The sequence below is a fragment of the Methylomonas sp. LW13 genome, from assembly GCF_016865255.1.
In the GTDB taxonomy this organism is placed as follows: Bacteria; Pseudomonadota; Gammaproteobacteria; order Methylococcales; family Methylomonadaceae; genus Methylomonas.
Genome location: NZ_CP033381.1, coordinates 79,604 through 98,373 on the forward strand (window position 1 = coordinate 79,604; position 18,770 = coordinate 98,373).

11 protein-coding genes are annotated in these 18,770 nt (G+C 54.3%); 7 read left to right on the forward strand and 4 right to left on the reverse strand.

Features of this window, described 5'->3' with window-relative positions:
• Positions 1 to 44: 44 nt before the first annotated feature.
• Genes JL719_RS00330 through rlmH form a run of 4 tightly spaced genes read right to left on the reverse strand, consistent with a single transcriptional unit; the run spans position 45 to position 6,353 of the window.
• Positions 45 to 3,845, reverse strand: coding sequence for a YhdP family protein (locus JL719_RS00330; protein ID WP_033157574.1), 3,801 nt, complete (start codon positions 3,843 to 3,845; stop codon positions 45 to 47).
• Between the two features lie 9 nt (positions 3,846 to 3,854).
• Entirely contained in the window at positions 3,855 to 5,312 is a 1,458-nt protein-coding gene (gene rng / locus JL719_RS00335; RefSeq protein ID WP_033157573.1) for a ribonuclease G, read from the reverse strand.
• Positions 5,309 to 5,884, reverse strand: a complete 576-nt coding sequence (locus JL719_RS00340; protein ID WP_033157572.1) for a Maf family protein — start codon at positions 5,882 to 5,884, stop codon at positions 5,309 to 5,311. Before JL719_RS00340 ends, rng begins: the two co-directional genes overlap by 4 nt.
• A gap of 4 nt (positions 5,885 to 5,888) precedes the next feature.
• On the reverse strand, positions 5,889 to 6,353 hold the full coding sequence (rlmH, locus tag JL719_RS00345; RefSeq protein WP_033157571.1) for a 23S rRNA (pseudouridine(1915)-N(3))-methyltransferase RlmH: 465 nt from the start codon (positions 6,351 to 6,353) through the stop codon (positions 5,889 to 5,891).
• Between the two features lie 322 nt (positions 6,354 to 6,675).
• Between rlmH and JL719_RS00350 the strand changes: the two genes are divergently transcribed.
• The 7 genes from JL719_RS00350 (at position 6,676) to JL719_RS00380 (ending at position 18,708) form a co-directional block, all read left to right on the forward strand.
• Positions 6,676 to 8,148, forward strand: coding sequence for a complex I subunit 4 family protein (locus JL719_RS00350; protein ID WP_033157569.1), 1,473 nt, complete (start codon positions 6,676 to 6,678; stop codon positions 8,146 to 8,148).
• A 313-nt stretch (positions 8,149 to 8,461) separates the two neighbouring features.
• Complete coding sequence (locus JL719_RS00355) at positions 8,462 to 11,659, forward strand: DUF2309 domain-containing protein (RefSeq protein WP_225892955.1); 3,198 nt, start codon at positions 8,462 to 8,464, stop codon at positions 11,657 to 11,659.
• The gene (locus tag JL719_RS00360; protein ID WP_308441622.1) at positions 11,656 to 13,233 is read left to right on the forward strand and encodes an NADH-quinone oxidoreductase subunit 5 family protein; all 1,578 of its coding nucleotides are present in this window, start codon (positions 11,656 to 11,658) and stop codon (positions 13,231 to 13,233) included. The genes JL719_RS00355 and JL719_RS00360 overlap by 4 nt, the downstream gene beginning before the upstream one ends.
• A complete protein-coding gene (locus tag JL719_RS00365; RefSeq protein ID WP_033157566.1) occupies positions 13,230 to 14,771 on the forward strand; it encodes a complex I subunit 4 family protein in 1,542 nt (513 codons plus the stop codon). Before JL719_RS00360 ends, JL719_RS00365 begins: the two co-directional genes overlap by 4 nt.
• Positions 14,764 to 16,335: a complex I subunit 4 family protein gene (locus JL719_RS00370; protein WP_033157565.1), complete on the forward strand. Its 1,572-nt coding sequence runs from the start codon at positions 14,764 to 14,766 to the stop codon at positions 16,333 to 16,335. The genes JL719_RS00365 and JL719_RS00370 overlap by 8 nt, the downstream gene beginning before the upstream one ends.
• A gap of 148 nt (positions 16,336 to 16,483) precedes the next feature.
• Positions 16,484 to 17,116 carry a carbonate dehydratase gene (gene can, locus JL719_RS00375; protein WP_033157564.1) on the forward strand — a complete coding sequence of 211 codons (633 nt, stop codon included), beginning with the start codon at positions 16,484 to 16,486 and terminating at the stop codon, positions 17,114 to 17,116.
• Between the two features lie 32 nt (positions 17,117 to 17,148).
• On the forward strand, positions 17,149 to 18,708 hold the full coding sequence (locus JL719_RS00380; RefSeq protein WP_033157563.1) for a SulP family inorganic anion transporter: 1,560 nt from the start codon (positions 17,149 to 17,151) through the stop codon (positions 18,706 to 18,708).
• Positions 18,709 to 18,770 lie beyond the last annotated feature (62 nt).

An 18,770-nucleotide genomic window follows, 5' to 3' on the forward strand; every position in this document is an offset into this window, starting at 1 on the left:
CTATAGTTTTAACTGTTGGGGAGCCGTTTATTCGGCAGAGCCGTTCATTTGCTCAGCGACTCCAGCCAGCCGCCGGTTAAGCCGCGCCAAGCCTTTTGCACCAAGCCGTCTTGATCGTGTAACGGCGTGACCTCGACATTGCCCCAGGGCCCGGCGAGTTTGTATTGCGAGCCGAAAAAATAACCTTCTTTGTAATCGTCAGTCACCACTTGGGTAATGACGGCAGCGATACCGCCCACGATTGTACCAGCAATCGGCACCGCCCCGGAACTCTTGGGCACGACGGCAACGCGGTGGTCCATGGTCTTTTTTACTAGGTCGGCGGTCCCGGCTATGCTGAGTTTCGCCGATACCGCGTCGATTAATAAATTGTCGGTATAGGCTAAGCCGTTGCTGATTTTGAAGTCGCCGGTAATCTGATCAAAGGCCAAGCCCTGGCGGTAGACGTCGGTAAAATCCAGGCTCAAGCGCTTGGCCCATTGTTCCATCGCGATCAAGCCCAGCAAGCGGCCAAAGCCCGGCTCGATGCTGGAAATGCGGCCGTCACTGAACTTCAGCTGCATTTGCCCGGTCAGGTTGGCCGCTGAAAATTGCTGCGGGGCGCCGCGCCAGCCGCCGTTGAAATTGATTTCGGCGTGTGTGCCTCTCAAGTCGTCGGTAAAACCTAGCTGCGACAGAAACAAGCCGAAACCGTTCATGTTCAGTTTGCCGGTTAATTGCGTCGAACTGCCACCGACCAGTTTGATCCAGTCCGCACTGAAATCTATCGTACCGGCCACGCTGGCCAGTTGCACGTGTTTGAAATGAATGCCGTTGATCAGCCGCTCGGTATTCAGCTTCAAGCTACCCAAATCCACGCCGCGCCATAGCAGTTGTTTGCTGTCGATCTCGATCAAGGGCAAGTCGGTAACGACGTCTTCTGCCGCGTCGAAATTCAGGCTATCCATCGCCGACAAATTCAGATAATCCATTTGCAGCTTGATGATGTTGGTGCCGCCGCGCTGGTCGGGGATCGTCAATTTGCCGCGTGCCATCGCGCTGTCCAACGTGGCTTGCCAAGCTTGATTGATATGCTGCAACCGGCATTTTAGCGCGCCGATGTTCTGGCCTTGCCAGATCAGTTGCTCGGTATCCAGAATAACTTCTTTTAACGCCGGCAAACGTTGCTGGGTTTCGTTGTCGGAGAATGCGGCAAGCGCGTCGGACAATTTGAATTGCGGCTGCTTGATTTCCAGCTTCAACCCTGCCGGTTCGTAAAAGTCCGCCGAGTTCCGGCCGAACACTATATGCCCGGAATGGAGTTGATTTTGTTTGCCGTCGATCAACAGCGCAGCGTTCAACTCCTTGCCGTAAGTAATTTTTAGTGGCAAGTATGGGCTGTTGTTAAAAATAAAGCTTAGATTCAATGCTTGCTCTTGCTCGGCCGATTTGGCCAGAGCATCCTGGGTGTTGATCGTTACGCCCTGTAAGTTGCTGTTAATGCTCAGGGTGGACGGCTTAGCCGCATCGTAAGGCAGCGTCAATACGGTTTGATAATTCAAGCTGCCGTCGGCAACCTGATTTTTCAGGAAACTGAATTGCTTTTCCAGGCGCTGGATGTCGGTGGTGCCGTCTATCAGGATTTGCGTGGCGCTGGCATCGCTTTGTAGGATCGCATGTATCGGATAGCCCAGGGTATTGCCTTCCAGCCGGGTGCTGCTGACCCGGTCTTCGGTAAAGCGCAGCACGCCGCTGATGTCGTTGACGGCCAGATCGACGGGTTTGACCAGCAAGCGAGCCTTATCCAGATGCGCATCGACTTTGACGGTGGTCGGCAACGTCTCGTAGTAAGCAATTTTCAGATCCAGGTCGACTTGGGTATGACCATCCGGGGCCAACACTTTAGCCAGCGGATCGATTTTGGCGCGTAGCGGGGTTTTTTGCAGATACTGCAAGCTTTGCGGCAGCTTACTCTGCACCTGGCCCAACACGTAAACATAATCGCTATTGGCCAGATCAGGAATCGAAACTACGGCTTGATTGATGTCGACGTTTTCGCTATGGCCGCCGTTAATCGCCACGTTCAGATCCGCGCCGAGGAATTGCACATCGGCATGCACCGCACGCAAATGCGGCCACAGGGCGTTGAACTGAATTTCGCCGTCGTCTATCTCAAACACTACTTCAAATAGGCCGGGACCGGTGGTAAACGGGAAGTCCGCCAATTTGCCATTCAAGCGCATTTCGCCCTTGTCGATATGCCCGCCGATAAAGGCGTCGTCCAGCCAGGCGACCGCATCCTTACCCATGATTTTGGCCGGCAGGTATTGCGGTACATTACTGATGTCTTTGAAATTGTCGAAACGGGTGCGCATATCAATGACAGCGCTGTCGCTATTCTTCGGGATGCTGAGTTGCAGGTTGGTTTGCGTGTGGAAGGCCGCGCTGTCCAGTTGCAGATTTTCGCTGGCGATTTGCCAGTCGCTGTCGGTTTGCCGCCAGTTGATTTGGCCTTGTAAACGCGGGACGTCCAGGCTACTCCTAAACATTTGCGGCGCATTGAATTTGGCGTTTGTACTGTCGAATATCAGTTGCCCGCCCTGGTCGCCGGCAATGATAGAGCCGCTTAGCTCTTGTAATTGCGGCACGTCGCCTTGCGCATCGTTACCAAGGTGGCTGAAATGGCCGTTGAGCGCATAGCGTTGTTGATTGCTCTCAGCGTAAAACGACAGATCGCGCAAAGTGCCGCGTGGATTGAGTGACAGCCATTTAGCCCAATCGGTTTGCTCTGCCGGTAGAAACGGCGGTATCAAATGCATCAAGGCTTGCAAATTCAACTGTTTGATCACGCCGCTGAGGTTGCCTTGCGCATCTTGCTGTAGATAGAGCTCGGCATCCCGCCAGCGCTGATGATTGGCAAAAACGTTGACGTCGTAGGCACTCCAACGTTGCCGGCCGTTTTGCTCAGTCCAGGCCAGATTGCCTTCAAAGGTATCGAGTTGCAGCGGTTTGCCTTGCTGTCTGCCGAATTTAATCTGTTGGCCTTGCAGATAACCGCTAACTTGGTAAGGCATCGAGTCGCGCCATTGGCTCCAGATCCGCATATCGCCCGAGCCGGATTCCAAATGCAAACCCAGTGGTAAATCCTCGATCAGCCAAGCCGGCCCTTGCAGATTGCTGCCTTCCACATAAATTTGGCCGTTGATGCCATTGGCCTGGAAGATATTCCCGTCAAGTTGGGCGGAAATGCGCAAGCTGTCGCCGTATTGCTCCGGCAAACTGCTGACTAGATGGAGCTCGTGGCTTTGATCCAGATAGTGGTTTTTGATCAGCAAATCGAAGTGTTCGACAGTCACCGGCGGCCGATGCCGCTTCAGATCCTGCCACGTCACCTGGCTTTGCAGGATCTCGTATTTGCCGCCCTGTAACAGCCACAGCGGTTGCCCGTCGCTGCTTTGCAGGCCTTTGATGCTGAGGCTGCCGTCCTCATTACGCAGAATATCCAGTTTGGCGCCCACCAGCGTCACCCAACTGGCGGCCATAGGGTCCTGGGTCAATAGCCATTCCAGTAAATCGATACCGATCCGCACTTCTTGCAAACGGATAGCCGGTTTCGCCCCGGCTTCGGCGCCTTCGATAGCGATTTCCCGCAACAATAATTCCGGACTGAAACCGCGCATATTCGCGCCCAGTTTGCCGATATGCAGCGGAATGCCGGTGGTCTCGCGGACTTTTTGTTCCAGCGTGATGCGGTAATCGGCAATGTCGATCAAAAAAACCCGTACCGCGCTCAAGACGAGGGCAATCGTGATCAGCGACCAGAACAACAGGTGTCGGGTAGCCCGGGTAACGTGGTGAATAACCAAAATAGCCGCCTATAGCAACACCACGTCGTAGTGCTCCTGGTTATATTCGGCTTCGGCGCGGATTTTAATGCCGACTTTCAAGAACATTTCCAGCTCCGCCAGCATATCGGCTTCTTCGTCGAGTAGCATTTCCACGACCTGTTCTGAAGCCAGTACCAGGATTTGCTGGACATTGTATTGCCTGACCACGCGAATGATTTCCCGAAAAATTTCCAGGCAGATCGATTCGGCGGTTTTCAAGACGCCGCGGCCGCCGCAAGTCGAGCAAGGCTCGCAGAGAATGTGTTCCAGACTTTCCCGCGTGCGTTTGCGGGTCATTTCCACCAGACCCAACGCGGAGACTTCGGTGATTTTGGTCTTGGCGTGATCCTTGTCCAGGTTGCGCTGCAAGGCCTGCAACACCTGCTTTTTATGGTCCTCGCTCTGCATATCGATGAAATCGATAATGATAATGCCGCCCAGGTTGCGCAGTCTGAGTTGTCGGGAAATGGTCTGGGCCGCTTCCAGATTGGTCTTGAAGATGGTTTCTTCCAGATTGCGGCCGCCGACATAACCGCCGGTGTTGACGTCAACGGTGGTCATCGATTCGGTCTGGTCGAACACCAGGTGACCACCCGATTTGAGTTTAACCTTTCGGTCCAGCGCCTTGCTGATTTCGTCCTCGACATTGTAAATATCAAACACCGGCCGCTCGCCAGAATAATGTTCGATGACCGAGACGATTTCCGGCACGAAGGTTTCGGCGAATTCGACCAAGCGTAGAAAGGTTTCCTTGGAATCGACGCGGATTTTTTCGATGCCGTCTTTGTACAAATCCCGCAAGGTGCGGATGCTGAGCGGCAGGTCTTCGTGGATCAGGGTTTTGACTTTGGCCTTGCTGCTTTTTTCCAGGATGGATTCCCAGAGTTTGTGCAAAAAAGTCATGTCGGAATACAAAATCACGTCTTCCACACACTCGGCTGCGGTACGGGCAATAAAGCCGCCGGGCACCTGATGTTTCAGCTGATAGGCTTCGATGCAAGCCCGCAAACGGGTGCGTTCGGATTCGCATTCGATGCGTTGCGAGACGCCGGAGTTGCCGGCATAGGGCATGTAAACCTGATAGCGGGACGGGATGGAAATATCGGTGGTCAGTCGCGCGCCCTTGTTGCCGAGCGGATCTTTGGTGACTTGCACCACCAATTTTTGGCCTTCCTTTAAATAGTGTTCGATGTTTTCCGAGGCTCTTTCGGCCAGTTCCTTGCTGCTGAAATCGGAGAGATGCAAAAACGCCGCCTTTTCCAAACCAATATCCACAAAAGCCGCCTGCATGCCCGGCAACACGCGGCACACCTCACCTTTGTAGATGTTGCCAACCAAACCTTTTTGCCGGACCCGCTCGATAATCAGTTCTTGCAGGACGCCGTTTTCGATCACCGCGACTCGGGTTTCCGGCGGCGTGACGTTGATTAATATTTCTTCGCTCATTGAATAATGTCTATGCCTGCTAGGCTTAATAATTGCGCGGTTTCGAAGAGCGGTAAGCCCATCACGCCGGAAAAACTGCCGGTGATCGATTCAATAAATACGCTGGCCAAGCCTTGAATGGCATAGGCGCCAGCCTTGTCGTGCGGTTCCCCGGTTTGCCAATAGGCGACGATTTCCTGGTGGCTCAAGGGCCGGAAGCGCACTTCGCTAACGCTAAGCGCTTGCCAGTGTTGCTCACCGCGTAAGGATACCGCGCTATAGACTTGATGGCTGCGGCCGGATAAATGACTGAGCATTTCAATGGCGTGCTGCAAATCGTCCGGTTTGCCGAGGATGCGGCCGTCGCAAATCACGCTGGTATCCGCGGCCAGTACCGGTAAATCAGTGCCGACCGTTGCCAGACAGAGCGCCGATTTTTCTGCGGCTACCCGTTCGACGTAAGCAGTCGGTGTTTCGCCCGGCCGCGGCGTTTCGTCGATGTCTACCGCCATGATACTGTGACGGATGCCGATTTGCTTGAGCAATTCGCTGCGGCGCGGCGAGGCGGAGGCCAGGATCAGTTGTGGGTGCATGCGCTTAACGATGGTAAGGGTGGTTATTCAACAGACTCCAGGCCCGGTAGATTTGTTCAGCGACAATCACTCGAACCAAGGGATGCGGGAAGGTCAGCGGCGACAGGCTCCAGGATTCCTGCGCCAGGTCGCGCACTTGCTGGGATAAACCTTCCGGTCCGCCTATCATTAATGCGACCGGCTGACCGTTGCCCAGCCAGCGTTGCAAGGCTTGCGCCAAATTCGGAGTGGTCCAGGGTTTGCCGGGTATGTCCAGCGTCACCACGTGCGCCCGGCTTGGCAATGCCGCTATCATGCGTTCTCCTTCGTCCTTGGTAATGCGGGCAATGTCGCCGCTACGGCGTTTGTCCGGGGCAATTTCTTTTAGCAGCAACTCGCATTCGCGCGGCAGCCGCTTGGCATATTCATTATAACCTTGCTGTACCCAGTCCGGCATTTTGTTGCCGACGGCTATCATGTGGATTTGCATAGTTGTTACAGGCTATCAATTCGCGGGAAAACGGGGTAAAGAACGGGTGGTATTCATGCGCACAGCGTTTACAAACGTCGCCGAGCTATTGGCGCTAATCGCTAGCGTGACCATGTTTGGCATGCGCAGGATCCCCAAATCCCGATATTTTTTGCTGCGCTTAGGTTACACGAAGCGCCGGGCTTTGCGAAATCGGCTCTACCGTCCGATAGTGCAAGCCCTAAACGGCCATCTGGTTTATTTAAACCAATTCTTGGGCGGATTGGCTTTTTTCAACCAAATGTCGTTAGAATGTTTACTGTATTGGACTTAGACGATAACAATGGTGATGCTAAGCGCGCTGTTATGGACCCCGGCGCTGGGGGCAATATTGCTGGTACTGGTCTCCGGCCGGAATAGCCGATTGATCAGAATTGTAGCTAATGTATTCAGCTTGGCGGCTTTGTTGCTGGCTGGTTTGCTATTGCTCCAGTTCGACGCCGACGACACCGCGCTGCAATTCAGCGAGTTCTATCCGCTTAACCCCAAACTGGGCAGTGCTTATGCTTTGGGTGTGGACGGCCTGTCCATGCCGATGCTGGTGCTGGCTGCGCTGTTGACTTGCATTGCCCTGCTGGCTTCCTTTTCTTTGGCCGATAGCATCAAGGGCTATCATATTTCCGTGCTGTTGTTGGAATTCGGCATGCTCGGCGTGTTTATGGCGCAAGACTGGGCGCTGTTTTACATCTTCTGGGAAGTGACGTTGATCCCGCTGTTTTTCCTGATCGACCGCTGGGGCGGCAAACGCCGGCATGCCGCCAGTTTAAATTTCGTGCTGTACACCATGGGCGGCTCGGTGTTCATGTTGCTGAGTTTATTGGCGATCAGTCAATACGATCTGGAAAACCAGGGCTCCTTGATGGCCTCGATGGGCCAAGCCGCGCAAAATATGCCGGAGATCGAACAGGTTTTGGTTCTGCTGGGCTTCCTGATCGGCTTTGGCGTGAAAATGCCGATCTTTCCCTTGCACGGCTGGTTGCCGTTGGCTCACGTCGAAGCACCCAGTCCAATCAGTATTCTGTTATCCGGCATTCTGCTGAAAATGGGTGCCTACGGCTTGCTGCGCTGTGTGGTGATGTTGCCGGTTGCCGCAAAATTGATTCAGCCGCTGCTGGTATTTCTGGCTTTGTTCGGCATGCTTTACGGTGGCTTGCTGGCCTGGCGGCAACGCGATCTGAAAGCCATGGTGGCTTACTCCTCTTTGAGTCATATGGGCGTGGTCCTGTTGGGCATTGCCGCGCTGAATCAAACAGGCTTCACCGGTGCGATATTACAAATGACCGCGCACGGCCTGATCGCCGGCGCGTTGTTTTTATTGGTTGGTCTGCTTTACGAACGCACGCATACCCGTAACATTCAAGATTACAGTTCGCTGGTGCAGGTCATGCCGCGCTTTGCCACCTTGACTACCTTGACCTTGCTGGCGGCCATGGGCTTGCCCGGCTCCGTTGGTTTTATCGCGGAACTGCATACCCTAATCGGCGGCTTTCAAGAATGGGGAGGGTTGATGGTGTTTTTTAGCCTCAGTATTCTGATCAGCGCCGCCTATGCGATGCGCACCATCGGCTTGCTGTTTACCGGGCCGGTGAAACCGCAGATGCGTGAGATTGCCGACCTGAAATCTTTGGAACTGATGGCTTCCGGCGTGTTGGTCGGCGGTATTGTATTGTTTGGTTTGCTACCGGCGCCGTTGATTGATTTGTCTATGGCAACGGTGGGGAAAATGTTGGCGGTAATGGGGGAGAGGTTGCCGTGAACATAGTCCATATCGAAGGAAGGGTCCGGCTCCCGTATGCCGCGCCGAGCACCGAAGCTTTTTCCGAGATCAGCCCGCTAGGGGAGCGGCAGGGATGCCGCTTGTTTTCGGAGGGGCTGGGAAGCCCCTTCCGAAAACCCTCGGAAAAAGCTTTGGCGCGCAGGATCAAAGCGGTATTCGGGTCGCTTTTTCTTTGGATACTTTCTTTTGGCGATGCAAAAGAAAGTATCTCGGCTGTCGGTCCGAGAACCGACATTAAAATATCCGTCGCGGTAGCGACACCATTTTCGAAGATCAGGGTGTTAAGGCAATGATGGCATCGTCTACAAGCACCTTGTCGCCCCGACAAATCATCCTTGACGCGATCCATCACCTGGATCACGTATTACCGGGACAAGCACCGATTCACGATTTTGTGCATCACAATACCTTGCATGGTTTTCAACACCTGCCGTTCGAACAAGCGCTGGCGGACTTTACCGAATTGACGGGTATCAGTTGCTACCTGCCGGCCGAACAGTTTCGCGAGTTTTATGCGCGGGGCCGGATAGCCGATGACGATATTGATGCTGCGTTGGCGCGGCAGTTTGCTGATGCGCTGGACACCGAGATTTTCAAGGTCAATGGCAAAACCATCACCCAACACATGCTTTACCGACTGGCCTTGCTGCACGATTTGGCGGCCCTGAAGCCTGCGCAATTCGATTGGCAAGTGCGCGAACTCCGGGTGTTGGAGAATATGTTAAGCAACGGCGAAAAGGCTTCCGAGTTATGGGATGGTTTGGTCGCCAAGCTTGGATTGCAAATGCAGAATTTGCATCCGGAAGATTTGCTGGATTTGTCCGCCGAGCAAATCCGGCAATGGCTGCCGGATGCGGCGAATGCCGGTGCGGAACAGCAGATGCGCCAATCTTGCATGGAGAGCCTGGAAAGCCTTTTTGCACGGGTCGGCGGCAGTTTGACATTGCGCGGCTTGCTGTTGGCGTTGACCGGCGAGGATATTCTGGACACGGTGCGGCCTCAATTAATTCGTTTATGTGCATCTTTGCTGGACGAAGGCCTGGCGGCCTGGCGATTGCCTAAGCGCCAAGAACTGGGTTTGTACGAAGCTTGGCGCGAGAGTTTGATCTACGATGCCCAGCCGGTTTTTCAGGAACTACATAATTGGCAAGCGGTTATGGGAGCACTACCTGCCGAACCCATAGATGCGATTGCGCAAGAGCTGGTAGCACTGAAAATCCCAGAATCCCGCTGGGTTGGCTATCTGCAAAGGCTAACCCTCGAACTGCCGGGTTGGTCGGGTTTGATCAACTGGCGGCAAACTCATCCCGATTATCAAGCGGATGACGCCACCCAGCCCCTATTGGCCGATTATCTGGCGATACGCTTGATTCTGGATCGGCTGTACGCAGAACAGCTATGCAGGCAGCAATGGGGTTGCGAGGCGCAACTGGACAAACTCCGCGGTTATTTTTCGAAAAACCTGGCCGAGTTTTCGGTCAGGCATACTTTGTTTAAAGGCCAATTGCCGGAGTATTTGGCGCTTGCGTCACAGGCTTTACTGAAAGATTCGGCGCGGGACAAACAGGTCTGGCAGACCGTGGCCGAACGGATTTGGACCTGGCAACTTAGTCCGTTGGCTCCCTCAGCCCTCAGTATTTATAACCAGGGTTGGCGCTTGTTTCGCCTTTGCCAATTGCTTGGATTAACCGCCAGTGACGTGCAGCGATCAGAGCCGGCCCCGCTGTTGGATTGCTTGGCCGTCATCGACACTTTCAGCGAAGCGGATCGCAGTACAATCTGGCTGAACGCCTACGAACGCCATTATCAACAAGCGCTGCTGCAAGCCCTGCACGCCAATCATAATCGCGGGCGCTGGGCGCAACGAGACAACCGCCCCGCAGCACAAATCGTGTTTTGCATGGATGATCGCGAGGAAGGCATCCGCCGTCACTTGGAAGAACTCAATCCGGCTATCGAAACGCTGGGAGCCGCCGGTTTTTTTGGCGTACCGATGAATTATCAAGGCCTCGACGATAGCAAATTGACGGCCCTTTGTCCGGTGGTGGTCGTACCGGCACATAACGTTCAGGAATGCAGTCAACCCGGCCAGGAAAAAGCCTTGGCCCGGCGCCGGCAAGGTCGCAATCTAAAGCAACGGCTTGCCGATTTGCTTCAGCACGGTTTGCGCCGCGATGCGCTGCTGGCATATCCGGTGATTAATACCATGGCACCGCTTACGTTGCTCGGTTTGCTGGCGAAAAGTTTCATTCCCAAAACGCAGCAGCAGATGCTGGCTGCGGTGGCGAAAGGCATCGCACCCGACGTGCCATCGCAATTGCATTTTACCGCTGGTAACCCTGAGACACCGGCCTCGCCCCAACAGCCCAGATTAGGCTTTACCGACCAGGAGCAAGCCGACCGAATTGCCGGATTTTTGCGTAATACCGGTCTGACTTACGGCTTTGCCGAATTGGTGGTATTGATGGGCCATGGTTCGATGAGCCAAAACAATCCGCATTTGTCCGCATACGATTGCGGCGCCTGCAGCGGCCGGCACGGCGGACCCAATGCCCGGTTGTTCGCGGCAATGGCGAATCGGCCAGAAGTCAGGCAATTACTGGCCGAGCGCGGTATCGTCATTCCAGCCGACACCTGGTTCATCGGCGCCGAACACAATACCTGCGACGAAGACATCATCTGGTATGACAGCAGCGCCGTGCCGCGGGAGCGCCAACCGGCCTTCAACAAATTTATGCAGCAGATGCAACACGCGCAACGCATGTCGGCTCACGAGCGCTGCCGGCGTTTGGCGTCCGCGCCGCGCCGGCCGGAGCCCAAGCAAGCGTTACGGCATTTTCTAAATCGCGCTGCCGATTTTTCCCAGGCTCGGCCGGAGTTGGGCCATGCCACCAACGCCGCGGCACTGGTCGGTAGACGCTCTTTAACGCAAGGTGCATTTTTTGACCGTCGCCTGTTTTTGATTTCCTACGATCCGAGCCAGGACCCGGAAGGTACAGTGCTGGAAGGCATTTTGCTGGCGGTCGGTCCGGTCGGCGCCGGCATCAACCTGGAATATTATTTCTCCACCGTGAATAACGAACGGCTGGGTTGCGGTTCAAAAGTGCCGCACAATCTGACTGGCTTCTGTGCAGTGATGGAAGGTGCCGGTAGCGACTTGCGCACCGGCTTACCAAGGCAGATGATCGAGATTCACGAGGCCATGCGTTTACAAATCGTTGTCGAGGCGAAAACCGCGGTGTTGGAGCAAATTTACGGTCGGCAGGAAAGCCTGCGAGAACTGATCGGCGGCGGCTGGGTGCATCTCAGCGCCAAAGACCCGGATAGCGGCGAGATATTTGTGTTTCAACGCGGTGTCGGCTTCGTGCGCTGGCAACCCGACAACAGCGAACTGCCGCTACGGGATAACTCGCCGGATTGTTACCGAGACGAAACCCAGCCGGTGGCGCCTATGCTGATCAAACAGCCCGATTTAATGGCGGTTGTATGAGTATGGCGGCCTACGCAACCCTGATTCCCTTGTTTCCGTTGCTGGCGGCGCTATTGATTGGCAGCCTGCATTTTTGCCGGATTATCGACGGCGAGGCCGGCGAGAAAACCACGGCCCGGCTGGGCGTGACGGCTATCGGCCTATCGGTACTGACGGCCCTGGCTTTATTGGCCGGCAATTTGTCCGGTCAGTTGCCCGACTCGGTGTCGTACGGCACCTGGCTGCGTAGCGGCTCGCTGAGCATAGACTACACACTCAGCACCGGCGGTTTTAATCTGGCGGTGGCCGGTTTGTTCTCGCTGTTACTGCTGGTCGTGATGCGCTTTTCAGTGAATTACCTGCACCGCGAGGCCGGTTTCCATCGTTTTTTTTTCATCCTGAATCTATTTGCGGCGGCAATGCTGCTGTTGGTGTTGTCCGGCAACGCGGTGTTTACCTTTATCGCCTGGGAGATGGCCGGGGTTTGCTCGTATTGGCTGATTGCTTACGCCTATGACCGGCCCATCGCCGCGCATAACGCCACCCGCGTATTTGTGACCAACCGCATCGGCGACGGCGGTTTTATTTTGGCAATCGGTCTGGCCCTGGCCTGGTTGGAAAACGCCGATTGGCAAACCATCAACAGCAGCGCGGCCGATCTGGAAGCGGGCGATGCTACCTTGCTGGCCCTGAGTTTTGCCGTGGCGGCATGCGCCAAATCTGCGCAGATTCCGTTCACGCCCTGGCTGGCGCGGGCAATGGAAGGGCCAACGCCGTCCAGCGCTATTTTCTACGGCGGGGCGATGATCCATGCCGGCGTGTTTTTGATGATTCAATTGCAGCCCCTGTTCATGCAGGTACCGCTGGCCATGCTGGTGTTGACGGTGGTTGGCGCACTGACGGCAATTTACAGTTATTGGGTAGGCTTGAGCCAGACCGATATTAAAAGCTCGCAAATCTTTGCCACTTCCGCGCAACTGGGCTTGATGTTTGTCGAATGCGGTTTGGGATTTTGGACTTTGGCGGCCTGGCATCTGGGTGCGCATGCGGTAGTGCGGTGCTATTTGCTGCTAACCGCGCCGTCCATCTTGCACAACACCCACGGACAACCGATTCGACCGGTGGCGCCGGCGCTGGCAAATTGCCGCTGGGCCTTTATCGCTTCCTTGCAGCGCGGTTGGCTGGAGCCGGCCATGGATTGGTTGTTGGTGAAACCGGTTATGCGCCTGGCCAAGGATGCGCGCTACATCGACGAGCACATCGTCGATCCTGCTTTGGGCGCGCCGGCCCCGGCTATCAAAGCGGTGTCGTCGTTCGCGCAATGGGAAGAACAAAAAATGGGCGCCAACCTGGATAGCCAGGAGGATAGTTTCGCGCAAGGCAGCGGTCTGGCCGGCAAACTGGCGCAATGGACCGCCGCCTTGCTGAACTGGTTTGAATATCATTTCATTCTGCGCGGCATCGGCCGCGATTCGATTCGATTTGGCCGGCGCCTGGGGCAGGCTGCCAACCGTTTCGAACAATTATTGTTACAGCCGCGCTATCTGGCGTTGTTTGTGTTGATCACCTTGATGGTAGCGCTGGGATACCGATGAATACCCCTATTGTTTTCTGGCAGGCAGTGGCGGCGGTACCGCTATTGACCTTGATGACGCTGGTGCCTTTGCTGGCCATGTTAGCGGTGGTGTTTGCCAAACCGGTTTATAGCGTGCGGCTGGCCTTTGCCGGGGCATTGCTGAACGTATTGCTGAGCATTTATCTGTTGCTAATATTCGACTCGGAAACCCCTGGGCTCCATCTTGCCGAACATTTTCAACTATTTGGTATTAACTATCGGGTTGGCGTGGACGGTACCAATATTCTGTTCATTCCACTGACGGCAATTTTAGGCTTGCTGGCGCTGGTCTATACCTTGATCACGCGGCATCGCAACGACCGCTTGTTCATCGCCTGCCTGCTGGCCTATCAAGGTATTTTAATCGGCGCGTTTGCGGCACTGAATACGCTACAATTCTGGTTCTGGTGCTTGCTGGAACTGGTGCCGGTGGTGTTATTAACGGTATTTGCCGGTACCGGCAAGCAGCGCAATCAAGTGGTGAAATCGGTCTTGCAATACTGGCTGTCCGGTTTGGCGATGAGTCTGGCCGGCTTTGTGTTGCTGAGCTATGGTTTGGCGCAAAATGGTTTGGATTTGAGCTTTGATTGGTTGACCTTAAAGCACCACAATCTGGCGATTCCCAACGAAACCCTGATCTTTATCCTGTTGTTTTTCGGCTTTGCCATCCGCATGCCGCTGTTTCCGTTCCATGCCTGGTTACCTTTGCTGGCGGAGCACGGCACCGCCGCCAGCGCGGCGATTTTTCTCACCGGTTTGAAACTAGGTATCTACGCCTTGATCCGCTTCATCCTGCCGCTAGTGCCGGGTGCGGCCGAGCAATGGGTGCATTTTGTCGTCGATTTGGGCTTGATCGGGATTTTTTACGGCGCCCTGCTGGCGCTGATGCAAATCAATATGCGCCGGCTGTTGGCGTTTGCGGTAATCAGTCACACCGGCATGTTGGCGATAGGCGTATTCTCCTTCAACGATTTTGCCTTGGAAGGCAGCATTCTGCTGTCGATAGCCTATGGGTTGGCGACTGCCGGCATGCTGTTCAGCATCGGCTTGATTTACGAACGTACCCGTACCTCGTTCCTGCCGCGCCTGGGCGGGTTGTTCGAGACTAATTCGACGATAGCCTTGCTGTTTTTGATTTCCGCGCTCAGCACCATGGTCATGCCCGGCACACCGGGTTTCGATGCCGCGCACTTATTAATCGAAGGCACCATAGAGGAACACGGCTGGTACATCGCCATCGCGATTTTGCTGGGTAACGTGCTGGGGGCAGCCTTTCTGTTGTGGGCGTTTCAGCGTCTGTTTATTGCTCATGCCAAGCGCATTGTTCAGCCTTACGGCAGCGTCCACCATCCGGTGGTTAAGGAGCGGATTATCGCTGTGACCATCTGCGGCCTGCTGATCGGCACCGGTTTTTACACCACGCCCTGGCTGAAATACATCGATCAGGAAGCCAAGGAGATTGGTGAACATTATCCGGAACATCACAGCCACCACATGAACGGCCCGCACCATGACTGATAGTTTCCCCTTACTGTCCCTCTGTCTGGTCTGGCCTCTGTTGGGGGCCTTATCGCTGGCGTTCATCCAGGATACCCAGTTAGCCAAGCGCGGCGCTTTGTTGGTGGCCGTTGTTGAATTACTGTTTACCGTCGCGGCGGCTGGGGTTTTCGATAGTGCACGCGGCGATTTTCAGTTGCTGGAAGACTATGCCTGGATACCGGGCCTGAATATTCACTATCAACTCGGCGTGGACGGTATCTCGATCCTGTTTTTGCCGATGACGGCCTTGCTGACCCTGATGGCTTTGTTGGCCGGCTGGAACTGCGTGCGGCAATTAAACCGCTTTCAGTTGGCGTTGATGCTGGCGCTGGAGAGCGTAACTATCGGTGTATTTACCGCATTGGACCTGGCCTTATTCTTCCTGTTTTGGGAGCTGACCTTGCCGCCGATTTTTTTCTTGATCGGGTTATGGGGCGTAGGCGCAGAGCGACGGTACGCGGCGATGAAATATACCTTGTATATGTTATTCGGCGGCGTGCCCTTGTTGTTCGGGATTATTTTGCTGGCGATTAATCACGCGCAGGCTAACGGCGGGACCATTCCGCAGGATTTGGCTTTCAGTTTGCCGGTTTTACTCAACACGCCGATACCCGAGTCGGCGCAGGGTCTGATCTTTCTGCTGCTGTTTTTGGGGTTTGCGGTGAAAGCGCCGCTGCTGCCGTTTCATACCTGGCTGCCGACCACTGCCATTGAGGCGCCGACTTTTCTCAGCGCCTTGCTGGTCGGTTTGAAACTGGGCGTTTACGGCATCATTCGTTTTGCGATACCGCTGGCGCCGCAAGCCGCCTTGGAACATCGCTGGCTGTTGGCGATACTGGGTGCGGTGACGCTGATTTACGGCGCCTTGATCGCGTTGCAGCAAACCAATCTGCGCCGCTTGCTGGCTTATTCCAGTATTAGCCACGTCGGCCTGGTCATCGTCGGCATCACCGCTTTTAATTTGCAAGGTTTGCAAGGCGCGGTCATGCAGTTGCTGAATTTCGGTATAGTCGCCGGCAGCCTGATGTTGATCGCCGGCATGATCCAGCAACGCTTGGGTAGTACCGATCTGGTTCATCTCGGCGGCTTGGCTAAACCGCTGCCGCGCTTAACGACGCTATTTTTCTTGTTTGTGCTGTCCAGTATCGGCGTGCCCGGCACCAATGGCTTCCCCGCGGAATTGCTGATGATACTCGGCGCATTGCAAGCTTATCCGGCACTGGCGATGGTGGCTTTGTTTGGCGCGGTATTGGGCGCGGCGTATCTGTTGGGTTTTGTCAGACGGGCATTCTTCGGCCCGCTTGTGCACGACAGCATAGCCAAAGTACAGGATCTGCGCCCACGCGAGTTGGCATTGCTGGTCGTGCCGGCGCTGCTGGTATTGGTGATAGGTCTGTATCCGCAATGGCTGTTGTCCTGGCAAGAAACCAGTGTGCAGTCCTGGTGGCAGCGCTTAAGCGTGGTGGCTCCGCGGGCGGCACCAACATCCATACTCACGCAGAGAACCACAATTTCAGGCGCGCTGAGCGATGGTTCAATATAAATTTTGCTTTAACCCAGATTTAAAGCGTAAAGCAATTGCCATGTAGTTTCGATTCGATATAGTATTGCCAGTAAAGACACATTCTTTTGAACAACCCGTTCCGGATCCGCTCCAGAACGCATAGTGATAGAAAATAAGGACACCCATTATGATTACACCCACGAAATTACTGCTGGAAAACAAAGCCTGGTCGGAAGAAGTCAGTAGGAAAGATCCTGATTTTTTTGTCCAGTTGGCCAAAGAGCAAAAGCCCGACTTTTTGTGGATAGGCTGCTCGGATAGCCGGGTGCCTGCGGAGACCGTCGTCAACGCCAAGCCCGGCGAGATTTTTGTGCATCGCAATATTGCCAATCAGGTCATCGTCACCGATTTCAATTGCCTGAGCGTCTTGCAATACGCCATTTCCGTCTTAAAAGTTAAGCACGTTATCGTTTGCGGCCATTACGGCTGCGGCGGCGTAAAAGCGGCCTTGCAGCCGCAAAAATCCGATCTGGTTATCACCAATAAATGGTTGCTGCACATTAAAGATATATACCGTTTGCATCAGGAAGAGCTTGAGTCTATTCCGCCTGAGAAAAAAACGGATCGCCTGATCGAGCTGAATATCATCGAGCAAGTTTATCGTCTGGCGCATACCTCGATTATTCAGTCGGCCTGGAAACACGGGCACAAGCCCACTTTACATGGTTGGGTATACGGCCTGAACGACGGCTTGATCAATGAATTGATCAAACTCGACCATAACACGCAAATCAATCCGATTTACCGCTATGCCGACTAGCATCCGGATTTTCGCAACGACTGGGTAAACCAATGACATCGCAATTGAATTCTTATATGAAACATCTGCACCAGGACTTACCGGCCGGTATCGTGGTCTTTCTGGTGGCTTTACCGTTATGCCTGGGGGTTGCATTAGCCTCCGGTGCGCCGTTGTTCTCCGGCATTATCGCCGGCTTGGTGGGCGGCATTCTGGTTTCCTGGGCCAGCGGCTCGCAATTAAGCGTTTCCGGACCGGCAGCCGGATTGACGGTTATCGTCTTCGAAGCCATCGAAACCTTGGGCGGCTTTGGCGGTTTTTTACTCAGCGTGGTGCTGGCCGGCGGCTTGCAAATAATTCTGGGCTATTTAAAAGCCGGGGTAATTGGCGCATTTTTTCCGGCTTCGGTGATTAAAGGCATGCTGGCGGCGATTGGCTTGATTTTGATTATCAAGCAAACGCCGCATGCCACCGGTTACGATACCAGCTTCGAAGGCGATGAAAGTTATATGCAGGAGAGCGCTGGATCCAGCTTCTTCGAATTGTCCGAAGCCTTGGAAGCGATTACCCCCGGCGTTACCATCGTCAGTGCCGTGGCACTATTGATTTTGGTGGTCTGGGATTCCGGGTTTATCAAGCAGTTCAAGCTTTTAAAGTTAATTCCCGGTCCGTTGCTGGCGGTTATTTGGGGTGTCGGTTTCAACGCTTTGGCAGTGCGTTTTGCCCCGGAAATGATGATTGGCGAAAAGCACTTGGTGTCGCTTCCCGAGTTGGGCAGTGCCGCCAACTTTATCAACCAATTGCGTCTCCCGGATTTCAGTTATTTCAGTAACCCGAAAATTTACAGCGTGGCGGTGACCATTGCGATTATCGCCAGCCTGGAAACCTTGCTGAGCATAGAGGCGGTCGATAAATTGGACCCGCACAAACGGGTTGCGCCGACCAATCGGGAGCTGAAAGCGCAGGGCCTGGGCAACATGGTCAGCGGCTTGATGGGCGGCCTGCCGATTACCGCCGTGATCGTACGTAGTTCGGCCAATATCAATGCCGGGGGCCAGACCAGAATCGCGTCATTCTTACACGGCGTTTTGTTATTGGTCAGTGTGCTGTTTTTTGCGAAATATTTGAATATGATTCCGTTAGCCTGTTTGGCGGCAATTCTGCTGCAAACCGGCTACAAACTGGCCAAGCCGGCACTGTTCGTGGAGTTTTATCGCAAGGGCTGGAATCAGTTCGCGCCTTTTGCGATTACCGTGGTGGCGATTTTATTCACTGACCTGTTGTTGGGTATCGCGATTGGTATGGCGGCTGGATTCTACTTCGTCTTGAAAGCCAACTTCCACGCGGCGATTACCTTGACTCAGCACGGCGATCATTATTTGTTGCGCTTACATAAAGATGTCTCCTTCTTGAATAAAGCCTTGCTACGTAAGCATCTATCTGCCGTAACCGATGACTGCGAATTGCTGATTGACGGCTCCAAAGCGTTGTTCATCGATCAAGACATCATTGAAACCATCGCGGATTTTCTGCTGGCCGCGCCGGACCGCGGTATTAATGTGGAAATCCAGGGCTTTAGCGTCTCTTGCGACGTGTCTTCGTCGGCTCACTGATGCAAAGTCAATTTCTTTAAGCCACTACCAATCGAAAGTTGTTAATCGGTTTCGGAAAACGC

What these genes read in the sequence shown, in the direction of transcription:
- rng (WP_033157573.1), bottom strand. Translation starts at nt 5,312, where the DNA reads ATGAGCGAAGAAATATTAATCAACGTCACGCCGCCGGAAACCCGAGTC.
- JL719_RS00340 (WP_033157572.1), bottom strand. Translation starts at nt 5,884, where the DNA reads ATGCACCCACAACTGATCCTGGCCTCCGCCTCGCCGCGCCGCAGCGAA.
- rlmH (WP_033157571.1), bottom strand. Translation starts at nt 6,353, where the DNA reads ATGCAAATCCACATGATAGCCGTCGGCAACAAAATGCCGGACTGGGTA.
- JL719_RS00350 (WP_033157569.1), top strand. Translation starts at nt 6,676, where the DNA reads ATGGTGATGCTAAGCGCGCTGTTATGGACCCCGGCGCTGGGGGCAATA.
- JL719_RS00355 (WP_225892955.1), top strand. Translation starts at nt 8,462, where the DNA reads ATGGCATCGTCTACAAGCACCTTGTCGCCCCGACAAATCATCCTTGAC.
- JL719_RS00360 (WP_308441622.1), top strand. Translation starts at nt 11,656, where the DNA reads ATGAGTATGGCGGCCTACGCAACCCTGATTCCCTTGTTTCCGTTGCTG.
- JL719_RS00365 (WP_033157566.1), top strand. Translation starts at nt 13,230, where the DNA reads ATGAATACCCCTATTGTTTTCTGGCAGGCAGTGGCGGCGGTACCGCTA.
- JL719_RS00370 (WP_033157565.1), top strand. Translation starts at nt 14,764, where the DNA reads ATGACTGATAGTTTCCCCTTACTGTCCCTCTGTCTGGTCTGGCCTCTG.
- can (WP_033157564.1), top strand. Translation starts at nt 16,484, where the DNA reads ATGATTACACCCACGAAATTACTGCTGGAAAACAAAGCCTGGTCGGAA.
- JL719_RS00380 (WP_033157563.1), top strand. Translation starts at nt 17,149, where the DNA reads ATGACATCGCAATTGAATTCTTATATGAAACATCTGCACCAGGACTTA.